The organism is Acinetobacter sp. WCHA55, assembly GCF_002165305.2.
Lineage (GTDB): Bacteria > Pseudomonadota > Gammaproteobacteria > Pseudomonadales > Moraxellaceae > Acinetobacter.
This window is the reverse complement of the sequence record NZ_CP032286.1, coordinates 2030960-2046428: the sequence shown is the minus strand read 5'-3', so window position 1 is coordinate 2046428 and position 15469 is coordinate 2030960. Positions and strand designations below refer to the sequence as shown.

The 15469-nt window shown below is 41.4% G+C and carries 11 protein-coding genes; 6 read left to right on the top strand and 5 right to left on the bottom strand.

The features are described from left to right. The first annotated feature begins 13 nt into the window (after nucleotides 1–13). A complete protein-coding gene (gene proB, locus CDG62_RS12710; RefSeq protein ID WP_005399671.1) occupies nucleotides 14–1147 on the top strand; it encodes a glutamate 5-kinase in 1134 nt (377 codons plus the stop codon). A 138-nt stretch (nucleotides 1148–1285) separates the two neighbouring features. Here the strand turns inward: proB and CDG62_RS12700 are convergent, their stop codons facing one another. From CDG62_RS12700 to CDG62_RS12685, 4 genes are all read right to left on the bottom strand, one after another. Continuing rightward, the gene (locus tag CDG62_RS12700; RefSeq protein WP_119496091.1) at nucleotides 1286–2233 is read right to left on the bottom strand and encodes an IS30 family transposase; all 948 of its coding nucleotides are present in this window, start codon (nucleotides 2231–2233) and stop codon (nucleotides 1286–1288) included. 65 nt (nucleotides 2234–2298) lie between these two features. Next, nucleotides 2299–2853, bottom strand: coding sequence for an undecaprenyl-diphosphatase (locus tag CDG62_RS12695; protein ID WP_087528563.1), 555 nt, complete (start codon nucleotides 2851–2853; stop codon nucleotides 2299–2301). A 128-nt stretch (nucleotides 2854–2981) separates the two neighbouring features. Then, complete coding sequence (locus CDG62_RS12690; protein ID WP_087528562.1) at nucleotides 2982–5177, bottom strand: TonB-dependent receptor family protein; 2196 nt, start codon at nucleotides 5175–5177, stop codon at nucleotides 2982–2984. A gap of 192 nt (nucleotides 5178–5369) precedes the next feature. Further along, nucleotides 5370–6071 (bottom strand): SIMPL domain-containing protein, encoded by a 702-nt coding sequence (locus CDG62_RS12685; protein WP_087528561.1) that lies wholly within the window; start codon nucleotides 6069–6071, stop codon nucleotides 5370–5372. Nucleotides 6072–6534: 463 nt separating this feature from the next. Between CDG62_RS12685 and CDG62_RS12680 the strand changes: the two genes are divergently transcribed. Both CDG62_RS12680 and CDG62_RS12675 read left to right on the top strand, forming a co-directional pair. Then, the gene (locus CDG62_RS12680; RefSeq protein ID WP_087528560.1) at nucleotides 6535–7908 is read left to right on the top strand and encodes a diaminobutyrate--2-oxoglutarate transaminase; all 1374 of its coding nucleotides are present in this window, start codon (nucleotides 6535–6537) and stop codon (nucleotides 7906–7908) included. A gap of 2 nt (nucleotides 7909–7910) precedes the next feature. Further along, the gene (locus tag CDG62_RS12675; RefSeq protein WP_087528559.1) at nucleotides 7911–9443 is read left to right on the top strand and encodes a pyridoxal phosphate-dependent decarboxylase family protein; all 1533 of its coding nucleotides are present in this window, start codon (nucleotides 7911–7913) and stop codon (nucleotides 9441–9443) included. 695 nt (nucleotides 9444–10138) lie between these two features. Here CDG62_RS12675 and CDG62_RS12670 read toward each other — a convergent pair. Further along, nucleotides 10139–11080 (bottom strand): SphA family protein, encoded by a 942-nt coding sequence (locus CDG62_RS12670; RefSeq protein WP_087528558.1) that lies wholly within the window; start codon nucleotides 11078–11080, stop codon nucleotides 10139–10141. 484 nt (nucleotides 11081–11564) lie between these two features. Here CDG62_RS12670 and CDG62_RS12665 point away from each other — a divergent pair, with 484 nt between their 5' ends. The 3 genes from CDG62_RS12665 (at nucleotide 11565) to pstA (ending at nucleotide 15462) form a co-directional block, all read left to right on the top strand. Beyond that, nucleotides 11565–12590: a substrate-binding domain-containing protein gene (locus CDG62_RS12665; RefSeq protein ID WP_004693599.1), complete on the top strand. Its 1026-nt coding sequence runs from the start codon at nucleotides 11565–11567 to the stop codon at nucleotides 12588–12590. Nucleotides 12591–12694: 104 nt separating this feature from the next. Continuing rightward, nucleotides 12695–14074 carry a phosphate ABC transporter permease subunit PstC gene (pstC, locus tag CDG62_RS12660; protein ID WP_087528557.1) on the top strand — a complete coding sequence of 460 codons (1380 nt, stop codon included), beginning with the start codon at nucleotides 12695–12697 and terminating at the stop codon, nucleotides 14072–14074. Continuing rightward, complete coding sequence (gene pstA, locus CDG62_RS12655; RefSeq protein WP_087528556.1) at nucleotides 14074–15462, top strand: phosphate ABC transporter permease PstA; 1389 nt, start codon at nucleotides 14074–14076, stop codon at nucleotides 15460–15462. Before pstC ends, pstA begins: the two co-directional genes overlap by 1 nt. The last annotated feature ends 7 nt before the right edge of the window (nucleotides 15463–15469 follow it).

Below are 15469 nucleotides of genomic sequence, written 5' to 3'. Positions count from 1 at the left end.
AACTGAGGACAAGATGATAGAAGTGGTAGATGGACAACGTAAGCTCGAAGCTTGTAAACGAATCGTTGTTAAAATCGGATCATCTTTACTCACAGCAAATGGGCAAGGTTTAGATATAGATGCAATTTCGCATTGGGCGAAACAAATTGCAGATCTACACAATGCCGGACATGAGATTATTCTGGTGTCGTCAGGAGCTGTGGCTGAAGGTATGGTTCGTATGAAGCTAGACAGCCGACCCACCGATCTACCTAGTCTTCAGGCGTGTGCTGCCATTGGTCAGATGGGCCTTATACATACGTGGTCAAGTGTGCTTGAAAAACATCACATTCAGACTGCGCAAGTGTTATTAACCCATGATGACTTGGCAGACCGTCGTCGTTATTTGAACTCATGTGACGCTTTGCAGAACTTGATTGAATGGCATGTCATTCCTGTAATCAACGAGAATGATACGGTTTCGACCGATGAAATTCGCTTTGGTGACAATGACACGCTGGCCGCGATGGTTGCAGGTCAAGTCCATGCTGATTTGTTAATTATTTTGACTGATCAGCAGGGGATGTTTGACTCAGACCCACGTTCAAATCCAGATGCAAAACTGTTCCATACCGTGCGTGCTTTAGATGAAAGCTTGTTTGATATGGCTGGCGGTGGCGGTAAATTTGGGCGTGGTGGGATGTTGACCAAAGTCCGTGCTGCACGCTTAGCTGCAAAGTCTGGCTGTCCAACGCTGATTGCCAGTGGTGAAAGTGACAATGTGCTTGCACGTTTGATGGATGGTGAAATGCTTGGGACATTGTTTATTACGGACAATGACCGCATTACCGCTCATCAACAGTGGTTAGCGGCTCACTTACAAACTGCGGGTCGTTTGGTGTTGGATGATGGTGCTGTCAAAGCCATTAAAGACAATCATCGTAGTTTACTTCCAGTTGGCGTGAAAGCTGTGGAAGGGCATTTTGAACGCGGTGATGTGGTTGAGTGTGTTGATATCCAAGGTGGCCGTGTTGCAGTTGGACGTGTCAACTTTAGTTCGCGCTCTGCGGAGTTGGTAAAGGGCTTAGCGTCAGATAAAGTTCACCAAGTTCTAGGTGAAGCACGTTCACTTGAGATGATCCATCGCAACCACATGGCAATCTACTGATTTAAATGCATCAAAAAAATCCCGCTTTCAAGCGGGATTTTTTGTTTTATAGCAAAAGTTATTTGATATAGCCTTTTTGAATGAGGGGCTTAAATAAGTAAAAGTGAATAGTGAGTACCCATTGCATGATTTTATCTCTTAGATTAGCATTTGAAGTGCAACACCATGTTGTTGCCATAATACCTGACTCGGACTTTTAAAGCTGAGTCTTTTTCTTGGGCGATGATTTAAACGTTGAGTGATTTCTGAGATATATTCATCCGTATAGGCATTTAAATTACTGCCTTTTTTAATGTATTGTCTGATTAAACCATTTGTATTTTCATTCGTGCCTCGTTGCCAAGCGCTATAAGGATCAGCAAAATACCAGTCTAGTTCTAATTCTTGAGCAACATACTTATGCAGACTGAACTCCTTACCATTATCTGCGGTAATAGTCTTTAGCTGATCTTTGATTGGCTTAAGAAGGCTGATGGTTGTTTGGCAAATTTCCTCTGCCTTGCGTGAGCTACACTTTTTCAGCCATAAATAACCTGTCTTCCGATCCACAATAGAGACCAATGATTGCTGATGGTTCTTACCAACAATCGTATCTATTTCCAGATCACCAAAGCGATTCCGCCGCTCAATCTCGATAGGTCTGTCATGAATGCTTTTACGATTACTCAGCTGACCACGGGTTTCAGGAGAGCCGTATTTCCTCTTTCTTTGATTTCTGAAACGTAGGTGATGAAAGAGTGTACCGCCATTGTTTTTATCCTGTCGTATAAAGCGATAAATTGAATGCAAACTGACTGGAACATGAGAAGCAATCTGTTCAGGACTCCATTGAAGATCAAGATAAGAGATGACATGTGCCCACATTTCACAAGGGATTCTTTTAGGATTAGGACAATGTCGTCTTCGAGCTACTTTATTGGCATGTTTAGCGAAATAGCCATTTCTAGCTCGATTACGTTTGATTTCTCTAGAAATGGTTGAAGGTGAACGATTCAGTCTCCAAGCGATATAACGTTTAGAAAAACCTTCACGTAACAATGTATAAATCTGATATCGTTCTTCTTGGGTAAGATGAGTATAGTTCATGATGCAACTTTGACTTTGGTCGGTCGGAAGCAAAATGCTAGCTCATCTTGCTTCTTTCCAATAATTTAATCTCTGTTGCACTTCATTTGAGAATCTAAGTCTTTATAGAGATTCCACAACTTTAATCCAAAGAAGTTTAAGGCAAAAGCCAATAGAAAAGCGCCGAGCATATCTAAGGGAAAGTGCACACCAAGATAGACACGTGACCATGCGACCAGCCAAGCCATGCCTAAGAGAAAAATTCCCAGTTTGCGCTGCACAGAGAATAGATAAGAAAAAGCGATAGTGCTAAAAATCAGCATATGGTCACTCGGGAAAGAGCCATTGGGTGCATGGTAAATGAGAGTGCGTCCGACCTCCATGACAAAAGGCCGTGGATGATAATATACTTGAGAAATACATTGGCTGATCAAAATGGCGATACTGGTAAAAATAAATGCCTTCAATATCTGCTTTTTAGTGTCGTAGTTACCACGTAGCCAAAACCAAGCAAACAGTAAAATCATGCAATAGAGCAGGTCATTGGCCATGAAAATGGCAAAATGAATAATGGTATTATTGGCTTCAGGAGAAGCATTAATCCATGAAAAAAGTGATAAATTAAGTTCTGAAAAAGTCATGAAAGTGGATTGTGTTTATCAAGTACGAAAGAGAGTCATAATTTTGTCATATTGTGAAAATAAAAAAGACCACAAAAATGTAGTCTTTTTTACCGGTTCAATATGCTTGAACTAATTAGCTTTCAGTTTTAAAAGTCAAATGACGTTTGAAGATAGAAGGTACGTGGTTGCCCTACATATTTTCCGCCTGTTGAGTCAGTAGAACGTGTGAAATATTGTTTATCAAACACGTTTTTAACGCCACCCGCGATTTTTAAACCGTGGAATTGCTCACCAAAGTCATAGGCTGTACGCACGGCAAAAGTGGAATAACCTGGAATATCACCTAATTTTCCATCAGCCGATTCGTCAGTTTGATAGCTATCACCCGAACCTGGAGAATGCTGCTTAGACTGCGCAAACATATCTGCATTGACGCTCCATTGGTTCACTTTATAGCCTAAACCCACATTTGCTGTGTGGCGTGAGTAGAACGGAAGATCCTTGTCTTCAAAGTCGCCTGCTTCAGCCACAGCTTTGGTGAAGGTGTAGTTGCTATAGAGTTTTAAGCCCTCAAGCGCATCGGTTAAATAAGCAAAGTCATAAGCTAGACCAAGTTCTACACCTTTGTGACTGGTTGCGCCTAAGTCTGTCCAAATGCCATTGTTCTGAGCATCACGTTCTAAAATTAACTCTTTTTTGAAATCTAAATAAAACGCGGTTAATTCTGCATTTAGACCATTGCCTAAATACTTTGTACCAATTTCATAGTTATTGGACTTTTCAGGATGCAAGCCATCAGTTGTGCTTTGTGCAACACCACCTTCTAAACGTGCCAATTGGTTGTATTGTTGTGGGCCGAATGAAACGCCAGCATTGGCAAAAATGTTCCAATTGTCTGTCGCTTTATACATAACTGATAGGCTTGGTAAGAACTCATCTGAATCAATTTTGGGTGAAACGGTATTAACTGCTACGCCTTGGTTGTAGGCAGTAAAATTGTTATGCGTTTCAATTGATTCAAAACGTAGTCCCGGTGTGATGACCCAGTTCCCTAAATCGAAGCGGTTATCTGCATAAATCGCATGTGCTTTAGTACCACCTTCACTCGTGGTGCGTGCTTTAATTTCGGTCACAGGTGCATTCAATGCATATGTTGATGAGCGACCTGAGAACTCAGAACTATCTTCATCTAAATAACGATAGCCGATAGTAAATTCGCTATTTGAGTTGCCTAATTGGTATGCACGAGACCAGCGCGGTTCAATGGCAAAAACTTTGTAGTCGCGTGGAGAGGTGTCCATACGCGAAGTCGTTGTACTAACATCTGTCTCTAAGTTGCTCGTGCGAAATGAGTCAATATAATAAGTCAGCAATTCAAAATTATTTTTTTCATCTTGATGGGTATAGCGGAATGACACATCTGAACGGCGACCAGAGAAATAATTACGTGACTTATTTGACTGATAAGGGTTTTGTGCATACTTTTCGGCGGTTAAGCCTTCAGGCATTTCACCATAACCTTCATAGTGATGGAGGTTTAAGGCAATCGCATCCGCATCTGTAATTTGATAGGCCGTTTTTAACATGACATCGTCAATGTCAGTTTTATTATTGGCTTCACGGTAGCCATCACCTTTTGTGCCAGAATATAGCAGAGCAAGACCTAAACCATTATCTAAGGTTCCGCCTACAAATAGGTTCGGGCTATATTTAACTTGATCTGTACCCGAAGCATATTCTGTCGCTAGGCTGACATTACCAGCAAACTCTTTTGGAATAGCTCGAGTTGCAAAGTTAATGATGCCGCCAACGTTTTGCGGTCCAAAACGTACAGAACCCGCACCACGAACCACATCCACAGATTCAATATTGCCTAATGATACTGGTGCTAGAGAAAGCTGAGGCTGACCATAAGGCGCAAATGATAGCGGGACACCATCAAGCAGTACCGTAGAACGAGGGGATAAGCGAGAGGCTAAACCACGGACACCAATATTGAGTGAAACATCACTGCCACCAGTACCATTATTTTCTTGGACTTGAACACCAGGCACTTGCTTCAGGGCATCTTTAATTGAAGTCGCAGCAACTTCATCTAAGCGATTGCGATTAATAATCGTACGAGCACCTGCATGCTTTTGTACTTTCTCTGCATTGGCATCTTCTAACCAGTTGCCTTGTGCTTCAAGTTTGATGGTCGGAAGTACATTGTTGCTCGGTGCTTCAGTGAGTTCTTCTGCTTGTGCATAGGTCAAGCAGCTCATAGAAAGTCCAATTGCAATACTGAGTTGTTTGGCTTTAAATAATCTGCGATCCTGCAGATGAAGACGTGATGAAATCATTCTTTTGTGCGCAATCCATAATAAATAGCGCGGCTATCATATGCTGAACTTTGTTGAAATCAAATAATAACCATTATCAGTTATTGCAATTAAAAAACTGAAATTAATAGGCGAATTAAAGTTTTTTTGATGGACACACAATAAAAAAGCCATGTTTAGCATGACTTTTTAGATGAATTTGAATGAAATCTGTTATTTAAGCTGAACAGTACCATTTGCATTCACAGTGATTTTAGATTCTCCGCCAGCTACATCTTGCATTGGTGCATCAGCTGCTGCAAATTTTGCACTTTCTGCACGCATCATGACTGGGCGAGGGTAGTAGTTGCTGGTATTAATGTTTAAGTTAACCAAGTTATAACCTGACTTACTCCATGCTTGTGCTAACGATTGCGCACGTTGTTGGAAGTTTTTCGATGCTTCAATAATTAGCTCATTTTCGACTTTTTTACGTTGTGTGTCAGACACACTAAATCCGATTGACTGAGTTTGGAAGTTTTGCTGTAGCTCACCAATCAACTGGCTCGCTGCTTTAAAGTCGGTACTTTCTAAATTAATTTCAGCACGACCACGCCATTCTTTTAGCTTTTGGTTGTCATCATTATAAATTGGGTAAGTGCTTTGAGAGCCCGTTTCGACTTTTACGCTTGGATATTTACGAGCTAAAGCTGTGGCTTGATTCATCAGCTGAGTAATTTGTGTAGCGAGCTCGGCAGGTTGTTTGTTACTCCGTTCAATGTAAAGGGTCGCATTCATTAAATCGTTGGATACTTGGCGTGTTGCCTCGGCCTGAACATTGACAATATTGTAGTTTAATTGGTTCTCAGACTGAGCAAAAACTGCTGAGCTAAATAAAGCACTAAGCGCGATTGCTGGGATGAAGAATTGACGCATTTTTATTCCTTTTATATTTAGGAGGAGTTTTGCAACATTTGTAAAAAGCTTAAAGCCAATTTGTGGTGAATTTGCGAAAATATTGTGGTTTGATTGTAAAAAATGGTACAAAAAGTTTTTCAGAAAAACTTATTTATTTCAAAAACTTATTTTTTAATTAAAGTGGGTGTTTTGAAATTATATGGCGAAGTTGAAAAATAAATAAATTCATCGGCTTTTCTTTACGTTGTCACACTATAAGAGGATAATTTAAGCTATGGTTTGGCATGATATATTTTTTTAGTAAATTTCTGGCAGATAATGTCTGAAAGCTGTTTATTTTATTGAAAATTTCTGTATCATCCGCCTCCTAGTTATGAAGTATCCAAACTCTATCTGACTAGAATTTATAAAGCGCCGAGTCAAAGGACCAAAAGTCACCCGACTTATTTCTTTCAACCCATATCAGAGATGGTAATTCGATATGAGCGTTTCTTCTGTAAACCCTGCCACTAATACTACTAACGAATACTATTTGACTCGCCAAAGTCAGATGGAATCCAATGTTCGTAGCTATCCACGTAAATTACCGTTAGCGATAGCCAAAGCATTAGGTTGCTGGGTTACTGATGTTGAAGGTACAGAGTACCTCGATTGTTTAGCTGGGGCAGGAACATTGGCTTTGGGCCATAATCATCCTGCGGTAATTCAAAGTATCCAAGATACGCTTGCAAGCGGTCTACCACTACATACTTTGGATTTAACGACACCTTTAAAAGATGCGTTTACTGAAGCATTACTTGAGCAATTACCTGGTGGTAAAGAAGAGTATTGTTTACAGTTCTGTGGTCCATCTGGTGCAGATGGCACGGAAGCAGCAATTAAATTAGCAAAGACTTATACGGGTCGTAGCACAGTGATTAGCTTCTCTGGCGGCTACCATGGTATGACACATGGTTCGCTTGCTATGACAGGTAATTTGTCTGCTAAAAATGCTGTAAATGGTTTGATGCCAGGCGTTCAATTTATGCCGTATCCGCATGAATACCGTTGCCCACTTGGTTTAGGTGGTGAAGCGGGTGTGGATGCTTTGACATATTTCTTTGAAAACTTTATTGAAGATGTTGAAAGTGGTGTAACCAAGCCAGCCGCTGTCATTCTTGAAGCAATTCAAGGTGAAGGCGGTGTTGTAACAGCGCCAACCAAATGGTTGAAAAAAATCCGCGAAGTGACTGAAAAACACAACATTGTGTTGATTCTTGACGAAGTTCAAGCAGGTTTTGCACGTTCAGGCAAAATGTTCGCATTTGAACATGCAGGTATTGAACCTGACGTTGTTGTTATGTCTAAAGCTGTAGGTGGTAGCTTACCGCTTGCTGTACTGGGCATTAAGCGTAAGTTCGACGCATGGCAACCAGCAGGTCACACGGGTACTTTCCGTGGTAACCAATTGGCAATGGGTACTGGTCTTGCAACCATCAAAACCATCAAAGAACAAAACCTTGCGCAGAATGCACAAGAACGTGGTGATTTCTTACAAGCTGAATTTAAAAAGCTGGCTCAAGAGTTCCCATGTATCGGTAACGTGCGTGGCCGTGGTTTGATGATTGGTGTTGAAATTGTTGATGAGCGTAAACCAGCGGATCATATGGGGTCTTTGCCTGCAGATGGTCAATTGGCAGCAGCGATTCAAGCGGCATGCTTTAACAACAAGTTATTGTTAGAAAAAGGCGGTCGTAACGGTACAGTGATTCGTTTACTTTGCCCACTTATTATCACTCAAGCTGAATGTGAAGAAGTAATTGTTCGCTTTAAGAAAGCAATTGCTGAAGCACTTGTTGCAACTCGAGGCGCGTAATCATGGTTGATTTTGCAGAACACCGTAAGGCGTTACTCTGCAATGATGCTGCATCTATTGCTGACTACTCGTCAGCGATGGATCAAGCGACTAAAGCAGTTGCAGCATGGTTGCAAAACGACAAGATGTACACAGGCGGTAGCATCAAAGAGCTTCGCAGTGCGATTGCATTTAATCCTTCTAAAGAGGGTTTGGGTGTACAAAAGTCACTTGAACGTATGGTTGAGCTTTTCTTAAATAAAAGCTTAAAAGTCCATCACCCACACTCGCTTGCACATTTGCACTGTCCGACCATGGTCACCAGTCAAATTGCTGAAGTGCTGATTAATGCAACAAACCAATCAATGGACTCATGGGATCAAAGCCCTGCTGGTTCTTTGATGGAAGTACAGTTGATTGATTGGCTTCGTCAAAAAGTAGGTTATGGCGCAGGTCAAGCAGGTGTATTCACTTCTGGTGGCACACAGTCAAACTTGATGGGTGTACTGCTTGCACGTGATGCATGTATCGCGAAAAACTGGAAAGACGAAAACGGTAATCCGTGGTCTGTACAGCGTGATGGTGTGCCAGGCGATGCGATGCGTAACGTCAAAGTTATTTGTTCTGAAAATGCACACTTTTCTGTGCAAAAGAACATGGCGATGATGGGCATGGGTTTCCAATCTGTTGTGACCGTTCCTGTGAACGAAAACGCGCAGATGGATGTGGATGCACTTGAAAAAACCATGGCGCACCTTCAAGCTGAAGGTAAAATCGTGGCATGTGTGGTTGCAACAGCGGGTACAACCGATGCAGGTGCGATTGATCCACTCAAGAAAATTCGTGAAATCACCAACAAATATGGTGCGTGGATGCATATCGACGCAGCATGGGGTGGTGCTTTAATCTTATCGAACAATCACCGTGATATGTTGGATGGGATCGAGCTTTCTGACTCCATTACGCTGGATTTCCATAAGCATTACTTCCAAACCATCTCTTGTGGTGCGTTCTTGTTAAAAGATGAAGCGAACTATCGTTTCATGCATTACGAAGCTGAGTATTTAAACTCTGCTTATGATGAAGAGCATGGCGTGCCAAACTTGGTGTCTAAGTCACTTCAAACAACCCGTCGTTTTGATGCGTTGAAACTTTGGATGACTGTTGAAGCACTAGGTGAAGAGCTTTATGGTTCTATGATTGACCACGGTGTAACACTGACCCGTGACGTTGCTGATTATATCAATGCCACTGCCGGTTTAGAGATGTTGGTTGATCCACAATTTGCATCTGTATTGTTCCGTGTGGTTCCAGCTGGCTACCCAGTAGAATTGCTTGATACTTTAAACCAAAACGTTGCAGACGAATTGTTTGCACGTGGTGAAGCGAATATTGGCGTCACTAAAGTTGGTCAAAATCAATCTTTGAAAATGACGACTTTAAGCCCAGTTGCGACTTTAGATAACGTGAAGAACTTGCTTGGCCTTGTCCTTGCAGAAGCGGATCGAATCAAAGGTTCAATCGCAGATGGAACCTATACACCTGCAATTGCTTAATCAATTGTTTGTGTTTAAAAAGGAGCTGATATCAGCTCCTTTTTTATGTGTTCTAAATATTAAGAAACATAACATCACTGGCTAAGTTTCTAATTTCTATTATGTAGGAGGTACTTTGTTTTTCTGGAAAGTAATTTTTGATACATGATTGAATTACGATCCGGAGGAAAAGGGCCTTCAATGCTTAGCTTTAAAACAAATATTTAGACTTTTTATTTCAACAGGAAAAAAATTTTCTTTAATGGTTTTAAGATCAAAAATAATCTTAGGTATAAGCAAATCTTTCTCATTATTGATGATGTACGTGCATCTTTTGCAACAATTAACTCATAACATGGTTGGCTAAATAATCAAATGCATATCTCACAATAAGCGCATAAAAAGAGGTGCTTATTTTGCTTCCGCACTCAGTGACAATCAGAGCTCAATAGTTTAGTGAAAGATGCAGCCAGGTTCTTAAAATTTGAAATAGATGAGAAAACTTGGCTCATAAGATGCGATCTGTTTACACTTTGGTGGCTTAAACTGCAAGTACATTTGGGATAAAGCCGTTTGCTTAGAAACTTCAATTATTTGGACGTGATTTCCTAAAGAACATAGAGAGAAAGCCTTTATGGACCTTCTCCCTAGTGGAATTGGATGCTCAGACCAAAAATGGATCACAGCTTGATGGTTTTGAAGTGATAGTCGCTTGGTTAGAATTGATAATTTACAGTGAGTTGGTATGCCTCACCTTCAGGGCGGTTTTTAACATCAAACTCGTAAACGCCACGAAACGATGCAGAAAGGGCGGTGGTTTCACTTAATTTCTTCTCATAAGTAAGGATAGGTCCAATACCAAGGGCTTTACCTTTAAAACCGTCAAAACGATCACCTAAGTTACTTTTGTCATCCGTAGTCTGTTGAATCCATCCAAAAACTGCCCCAGCGCCTAAGCCATCACTACCTACGTCACCAAAACGTTTTAGACCGAGAATGTCCATTCGGAAAAGATCACCATTTTCATAGTCTGTAGCATCGTTTTTAGTATAAATCTCGTAGGCAATGTTGGTGCTGATTTCAGCATTTCCAGTTGGGAAAATTTTAGTAAATGCAACATTAGGGACAAAGGTCCATGTATTTTGTCCTGCGTTGCTCACAATATCTTTGTCATAACTTCCAGTCGGCGCGTAGATAGAAACTCCAAATAAACCATGCATTACTGGGCTGAAGTGGTAGTTGAAGGAAACTGGGGAAAAGACTGCATCTCCAATTTTGGTGGTTGACTGTTCCGAATCTAAATTATTGATTGAGCCTCGGATATCGGTATATTGGACGGGAATTCCAACAGTGGTAGCGACAGACCATTTATCTGTACTGTTCCATACGAAGATACCATTAATCAAGTTATAGGAAACCTTATAGTCTAGACCCGCACTGAGTTGACCAATAATCGGCACTTCTTTAGATTTTGAAATCCCCCCATCATAATAAATACTAGAGAGAGTAAGTACACCGCCATTTTCAGCGGGAAGGATGGCATTATAAGGCTGAACTTGCATGCCTGTAATGGGTCGCCCAATACCACCCTCAACAGCTAGGGCATTTTGGACCATGCTTGTGGTTAAGAGTAGCGCAAAAGATAATCTATAAATCATAACAAACCTTCTAATTGTAATAATGTGAATGATGGTGTTATACGGAGTGTTTTTTTGTGTCTGTATAATATATATACACACTGTCTAGGTCGTCAGCAACGCTTTTTTATGAGTTTTTATATGAAATTAAATATTGAAAAAAGTAAAAATGTAAATATTGAAATTTTATATATTAGTATTTGATTTTAGACATTTTTTTATATTTAAGGTTGGTTTTTTAAGTGCTGTTTTGATCTAGGTGTCTTTAAAAAAATGAATCATTAAATCATGTGTTGTAGTGTGATATTTACCAGTACGTTTATAGAAAATGTCACAAAACAAAGTGTAACGAATCATGGACAAATAAAAATAAACATCATGAAAGTGTCACAATGCTGTAACTTGCTTGTCATATTCTGAAATCAAAATGCAGTTATCCAAAAAAGTACAAGACTGAATAAAAAAGTGGCGTACTCCAAAATGTTTAATATGTGAGATAACAAATATGCGCTTAAACCATATCGCACTTGCAGTAGTAGTTTCTGGGGCAGCTGTAGCAACTACCGCAAACGCAGCTCGTGATACAATCCAAATTGCGGGTTCTTCAACAGTTTTACCGTATGCAAGTATTGTTGCTGAAGAGTTTGGTAATACTTTCCCACAATTTAAAGCACCAGTTGTTGGTTCTGGCGGTTCTTCAGGTGGCTTGAAACAGTTCTGTAATGGTGTGGGCGACAATACCATTGATATCGCAAACGCATCTCGTAAAATTAAAGACACAGAATTAGCTGCTTGTAAGAAAGCTGGCGTAAATCAAGTGATCGAAATCAAGATTGGTTATGACGGTATTGTGTTCGCTTCAAATGCAAGCAAAGCAGCCTACAAATTACGTCCACAGCACGTCTATGCAGCTTTAGCAGCGCAGTTACCTTCTAATGGGAAAATGGTTGCAAACCCATATACACGTTGGAACCAAATTGACAAAAGCCTTCCAAATGAACCAATCACTTTAGTGATTCCAGCATCAAACCACGGTACACGTGAAGTGTTCCAAGAAAAAATGGTTGATGCAGGCTGTGAAACTTATGCCGCAATCAAAGCAATGGATAAAGATGCACAAAAGAAAGCATGTTCAACTTTCCGTAAAGACGGCAAAGTGATTGAGATTGCGGGTGACTACACAGAAACTTTAGCGCGCTTAAAAACGTCGCCTAGTGCAGTGGGTGTGTTTGGTTTAGGTTTCTATGACCAAAACCGTGACAAGTTACGCGTAGCTACAGTGAACAATGTTGCACCATCTGAAAAGACGATCTTGAATGGTTCATACCCAGTTTCTCGCCCACTATTCTTCTACGTGAAAGGTGAGCATTTGAAATCTATCAAAGGCTTAAAAGAATACACTGAATACTTCATCAGCAAGAAAGTATCAGGTAAAGGTTCTAAGCTTGAGCGTGCTGGTTTGATCTCAATGTCAGACAAAGAGCGTGCAGCAGTTCTTGCGAACTTCAAAGCAGGCAAAGCGGTTAAGTAATTAAGCGTAGAAACAGTCAACGGTAGGCAAGTCCTACCTTTGATGTTTTTTACTAGGATTAAGTTTTTTCAAATAATGAAAATTGAAAGAACCGTGGAGAATACATGAATCTGCTACTTATAGGTGTGTTATTGGCACTGATTGCCATAGCCTATCAAATGGGCTTAAGTCAGAGCCGTAACTTAGCAGGTAAGGGAAATAATTCTGCAAAATTACACTCACGTCCGGGGTATTACGGTGCGTTAGTGGCTTTGTGGTGTGGCATCCCTGCTTTTTTAATTTTGATTGTTTGGAATATTGTTGAACCAAACGTTTTGAATCATGTGGTGTTAAATCACGTGCCCGCACAAGTCGCTGCAACTTTAGATGCTGCAAGTACAGATGTGTTAATCAACCGCGTAGAAGCGATTGCCTCAGGTTTTGGGGTAACAGATACACCAACCGCGTATGAGCTTGCCGCAGCAGAGCAACTGGCGAAGTTTCAAAGCATTGGTACATTTGCAAAAATTGCAGTGGTGATTTGTGCTGCACTGGCAGGCTTAGTCGCTGCGAAAAAGCGCATTGCAACTCAGTTCCGTGCTCGTAACCAAGTTGAAAAAACCATTAATGTTGCACTTGCACTCTGTTCTGGTGTTGCGATTCTAACCACGATTGGTATCGTGATGTCGATGTTCAGCGAAGCGATGCGATTCTTCCACTTCGTGAGTCCACTCGACTTTTTCTTCGGCACAGAATGGAACCCAGGCTTTAGTACTTCAGGTAGTGCAGACGGCAGTTATGGTTTGCTTCCACTACTTTGGGGCACCTTAATGGTCAGTGGTATTGCACTTTTGGTTGCAGTCCCAGTGGGTTTAATGATCGCGATCTATCTTGCTGAATATGCATCTTCTGGTTTCCGCTCATGGGCAAAACCAACCATTGAAGTTCTCGCAGGGATTCCAACCATTGTTTACGGTGTATTTGCACTGATGATCATTGGCCCATTCTTTAAAATGCTTGGTGAATCCGTTGGTTTACACATCAACGCAACCAGTGCACTCACTGCTGGCTTCGTCATGGGTATCATGATTATTCCTTTCGTTTCATCTCTGTCGGATGACATTATCACACAGGTGCCACGTGCATTACGTGATGGCTCATTAGGTTTAGGTGCGACAAAGTCTGAAACCATTCGTCAGGTGGTGATACCAGCTGCGCTTCCGGGCATTATCGGCGCGTTCTTGCTTGCAGCATCACGTGCCATCGGTGAGACCATGATTGTGGTGCTTGCAGCAGGGAACAGTCCTTTACTACATGCTAATCCACTTGAAGCTATTTCAACTGTGACCATTACCATCGTAAACCAATTAACTGGTGATACTGACTTTGCAAGCCCGCAAGCTTTGGTGGCATTTGCACTGGGTCTGACACTCTTTGTGATTACGCTTGGTTTGAACATTGTTGCACTGTACATCGTGCGTAAATATCGTGAGCAATACGACTAATGACGACTTCTAATAGCACAGCAGATCAAGTATTTGATCCACAACATGCGGCAGAATTACGAGAAAAGCGTAAGCAAACGATCAGTAATTCATTGGCAAAACGTCACCGTAAAGAAAAAACCTTTCGTTTCTTTGGTTTCTCGGCAGTGATTGCAGGTTTATTCTTTGTCGCGCTGCTTTTTGGCAGTATCTTATGGAAAGGCTTACCTGCCTTTTGGCAAAGTAGCATGAGTTTACCGGTGTATTTTGATCCTGCCATTATTACCACAGGTGCAAAACCTGTACAGCGTGCAGGCGAATCTCCAGCACAGTTTGAGGAGCGTTTTATTGCTTGGCAAACTGAAATGGGCATGGTGGATTGGGATGCTTTAATTGTGAATGCCATGATTGCAAAAGACCCAGCACTTGCTTCTAAACGAGATGATTTGGCTTCTTTGTACACCAGTTCTGAAGCGTATCGCTTGCGTGATATGGTGATGAAAGATCCGTCATTGGTCGGTAAAAAAGAAGATATTAAAGTGCTTGCCGATGCAAACGTTGATGTGTGGCTTGCAGGAAATATTGACCGCAGTTTGCCTGATGAACAGCAACAGTTGAGCCCAGAAGTTCGTCAACTTGCCGATGAAATGAAAGCTTCAGGGGTCATGGAAAATACTTTCAATACCAACATCTTCGTTAGTCCAGACTCGCGTAGTTCTCCTGCAACTTCAGGTTTAGCAGGGGCATTCATGGGGTCACTGTTCATGATGCTGATCGTGATCATTATTTCGATTCCAATTGGTGTGGCATCTGCGATTTATCTTGAAGAATTTGCGCCTAAAAACTGGATCACAGATGTCATTGAAGTCAACATTAACAACCTTGCGGCAGTGCCATCAATTGTCTTTGGTTTGCTCGGTGCTGCGATCTTTATTGGCTGGATGCATTTACCACTTTCTGCACCATTGGTCGGTGGTTTGGTACTGAGCTTAATGACTTTACCAACGGTGATTATTACGACACGTGCATCGTTGAAAGCTGTACCTCCTTCAATTCGTCAGGCCGCTTTAGGGCTAGGTGCTTCACGTGTACAAACTGTATTTCACCATGTTCTACCACTTGCGCTACCAGGGATTCTAACGGGTGCAATTATTGGTGTAGCACAAGCATTAGGTGAGACTGCACCGCTGTTATTAATTGGTATGAGCGCCTTCGTTGCGAGTGTGCCTGCAACGCCATTTGACCAATCGAGTGCTTTACCTGTACAGATTTTCTTGTGGCAAGGTAATGAGCTGCGCAACTTCTTCGAAGGACGTACAGCGGCTGCGATTATTGTTCTGCTTGCAATGATGATTGGACTCAACAGTATTGCAATTTGGTTACGTAAGAAATTTGAAGTCCGTTGGTAAGTGAGGG

Bases quoted from the DNA above. Each gene is read 5' to 3' on its own strand.
- CDG62_RS12695 (WP_087528563.1), bottom strand. From the start codon at position 2,853: ATGACTTTTTCAGAACTTAATTTATCACTTTTTTCATGGATTAATGCT.
- CDG62_RS12685 (WP_087528561.1), bottom strand. From the start codon at position 6,071: ATGCGTCAATTCTTCATCCCAGCAATCGCGCTTAGTGCTTTATTTAGC.
- CDG62_RS12700 (WP_119496091.1), bottom strand. From the start codon at position 2,233: ATGAACTATACTCATCTTACCCAAGAAGAACGATATCAGATTTATACA.
- CDG62_RS12670 (WP_087528558.1), bottom strand. From the start codon at position 11,080: ATGATTTATAGATTATCTTTTGCGCTACTCTTAACCACAAGCATGGTC.
- CDG62_RS12690 (WP_087528562.1), bottom strand. From the start codon at position 5,177: ATGATTTCATCACGTCTTCATCTGCAGGATCGCAGATTATTTAAAGCC.
- CDG62_RS12675 (WP_087528559.1), top strand. From the start codon at position 7,911: ATGGTTGATTTTGCAGAACACCGTAAGGCGTTACTCTGCAATGATGCT.
- CDG62_RS12665 (WP_004693599.1), top strand. From the start codon at position 11,565: ATGCGCTTAAACCATATCGCACTTGCAGTAGTAGTTTCTGGGGCAGCT.
- CDG62_RS12680 (WP_087528560.1), top strand. From the start codon at position 6,535: ATGAGCGTTTCTTCTGTAAACCCTGCCACTAATACTACTAACGAATAC.
- pstC (WP_087528557.1), top strand. From the start codon at position 12,695: ATGAATCTGCTACTTATAGGTGTGTTATTGGCACTGATTGCCATAGCC.
- proB (WP_005399671.1), top strand. From the start codon at position 14: ATGATAGAAGTGGTAGATGGACAACGTAAGCTCGAAGCTTGTAAACGA.
- pstA (WP_087528556.1), top strand. From the start codon at position 14,074: ATGACGACTTCTAATAGCACAGCAGATCAAGTATTTGATCCACAACAT.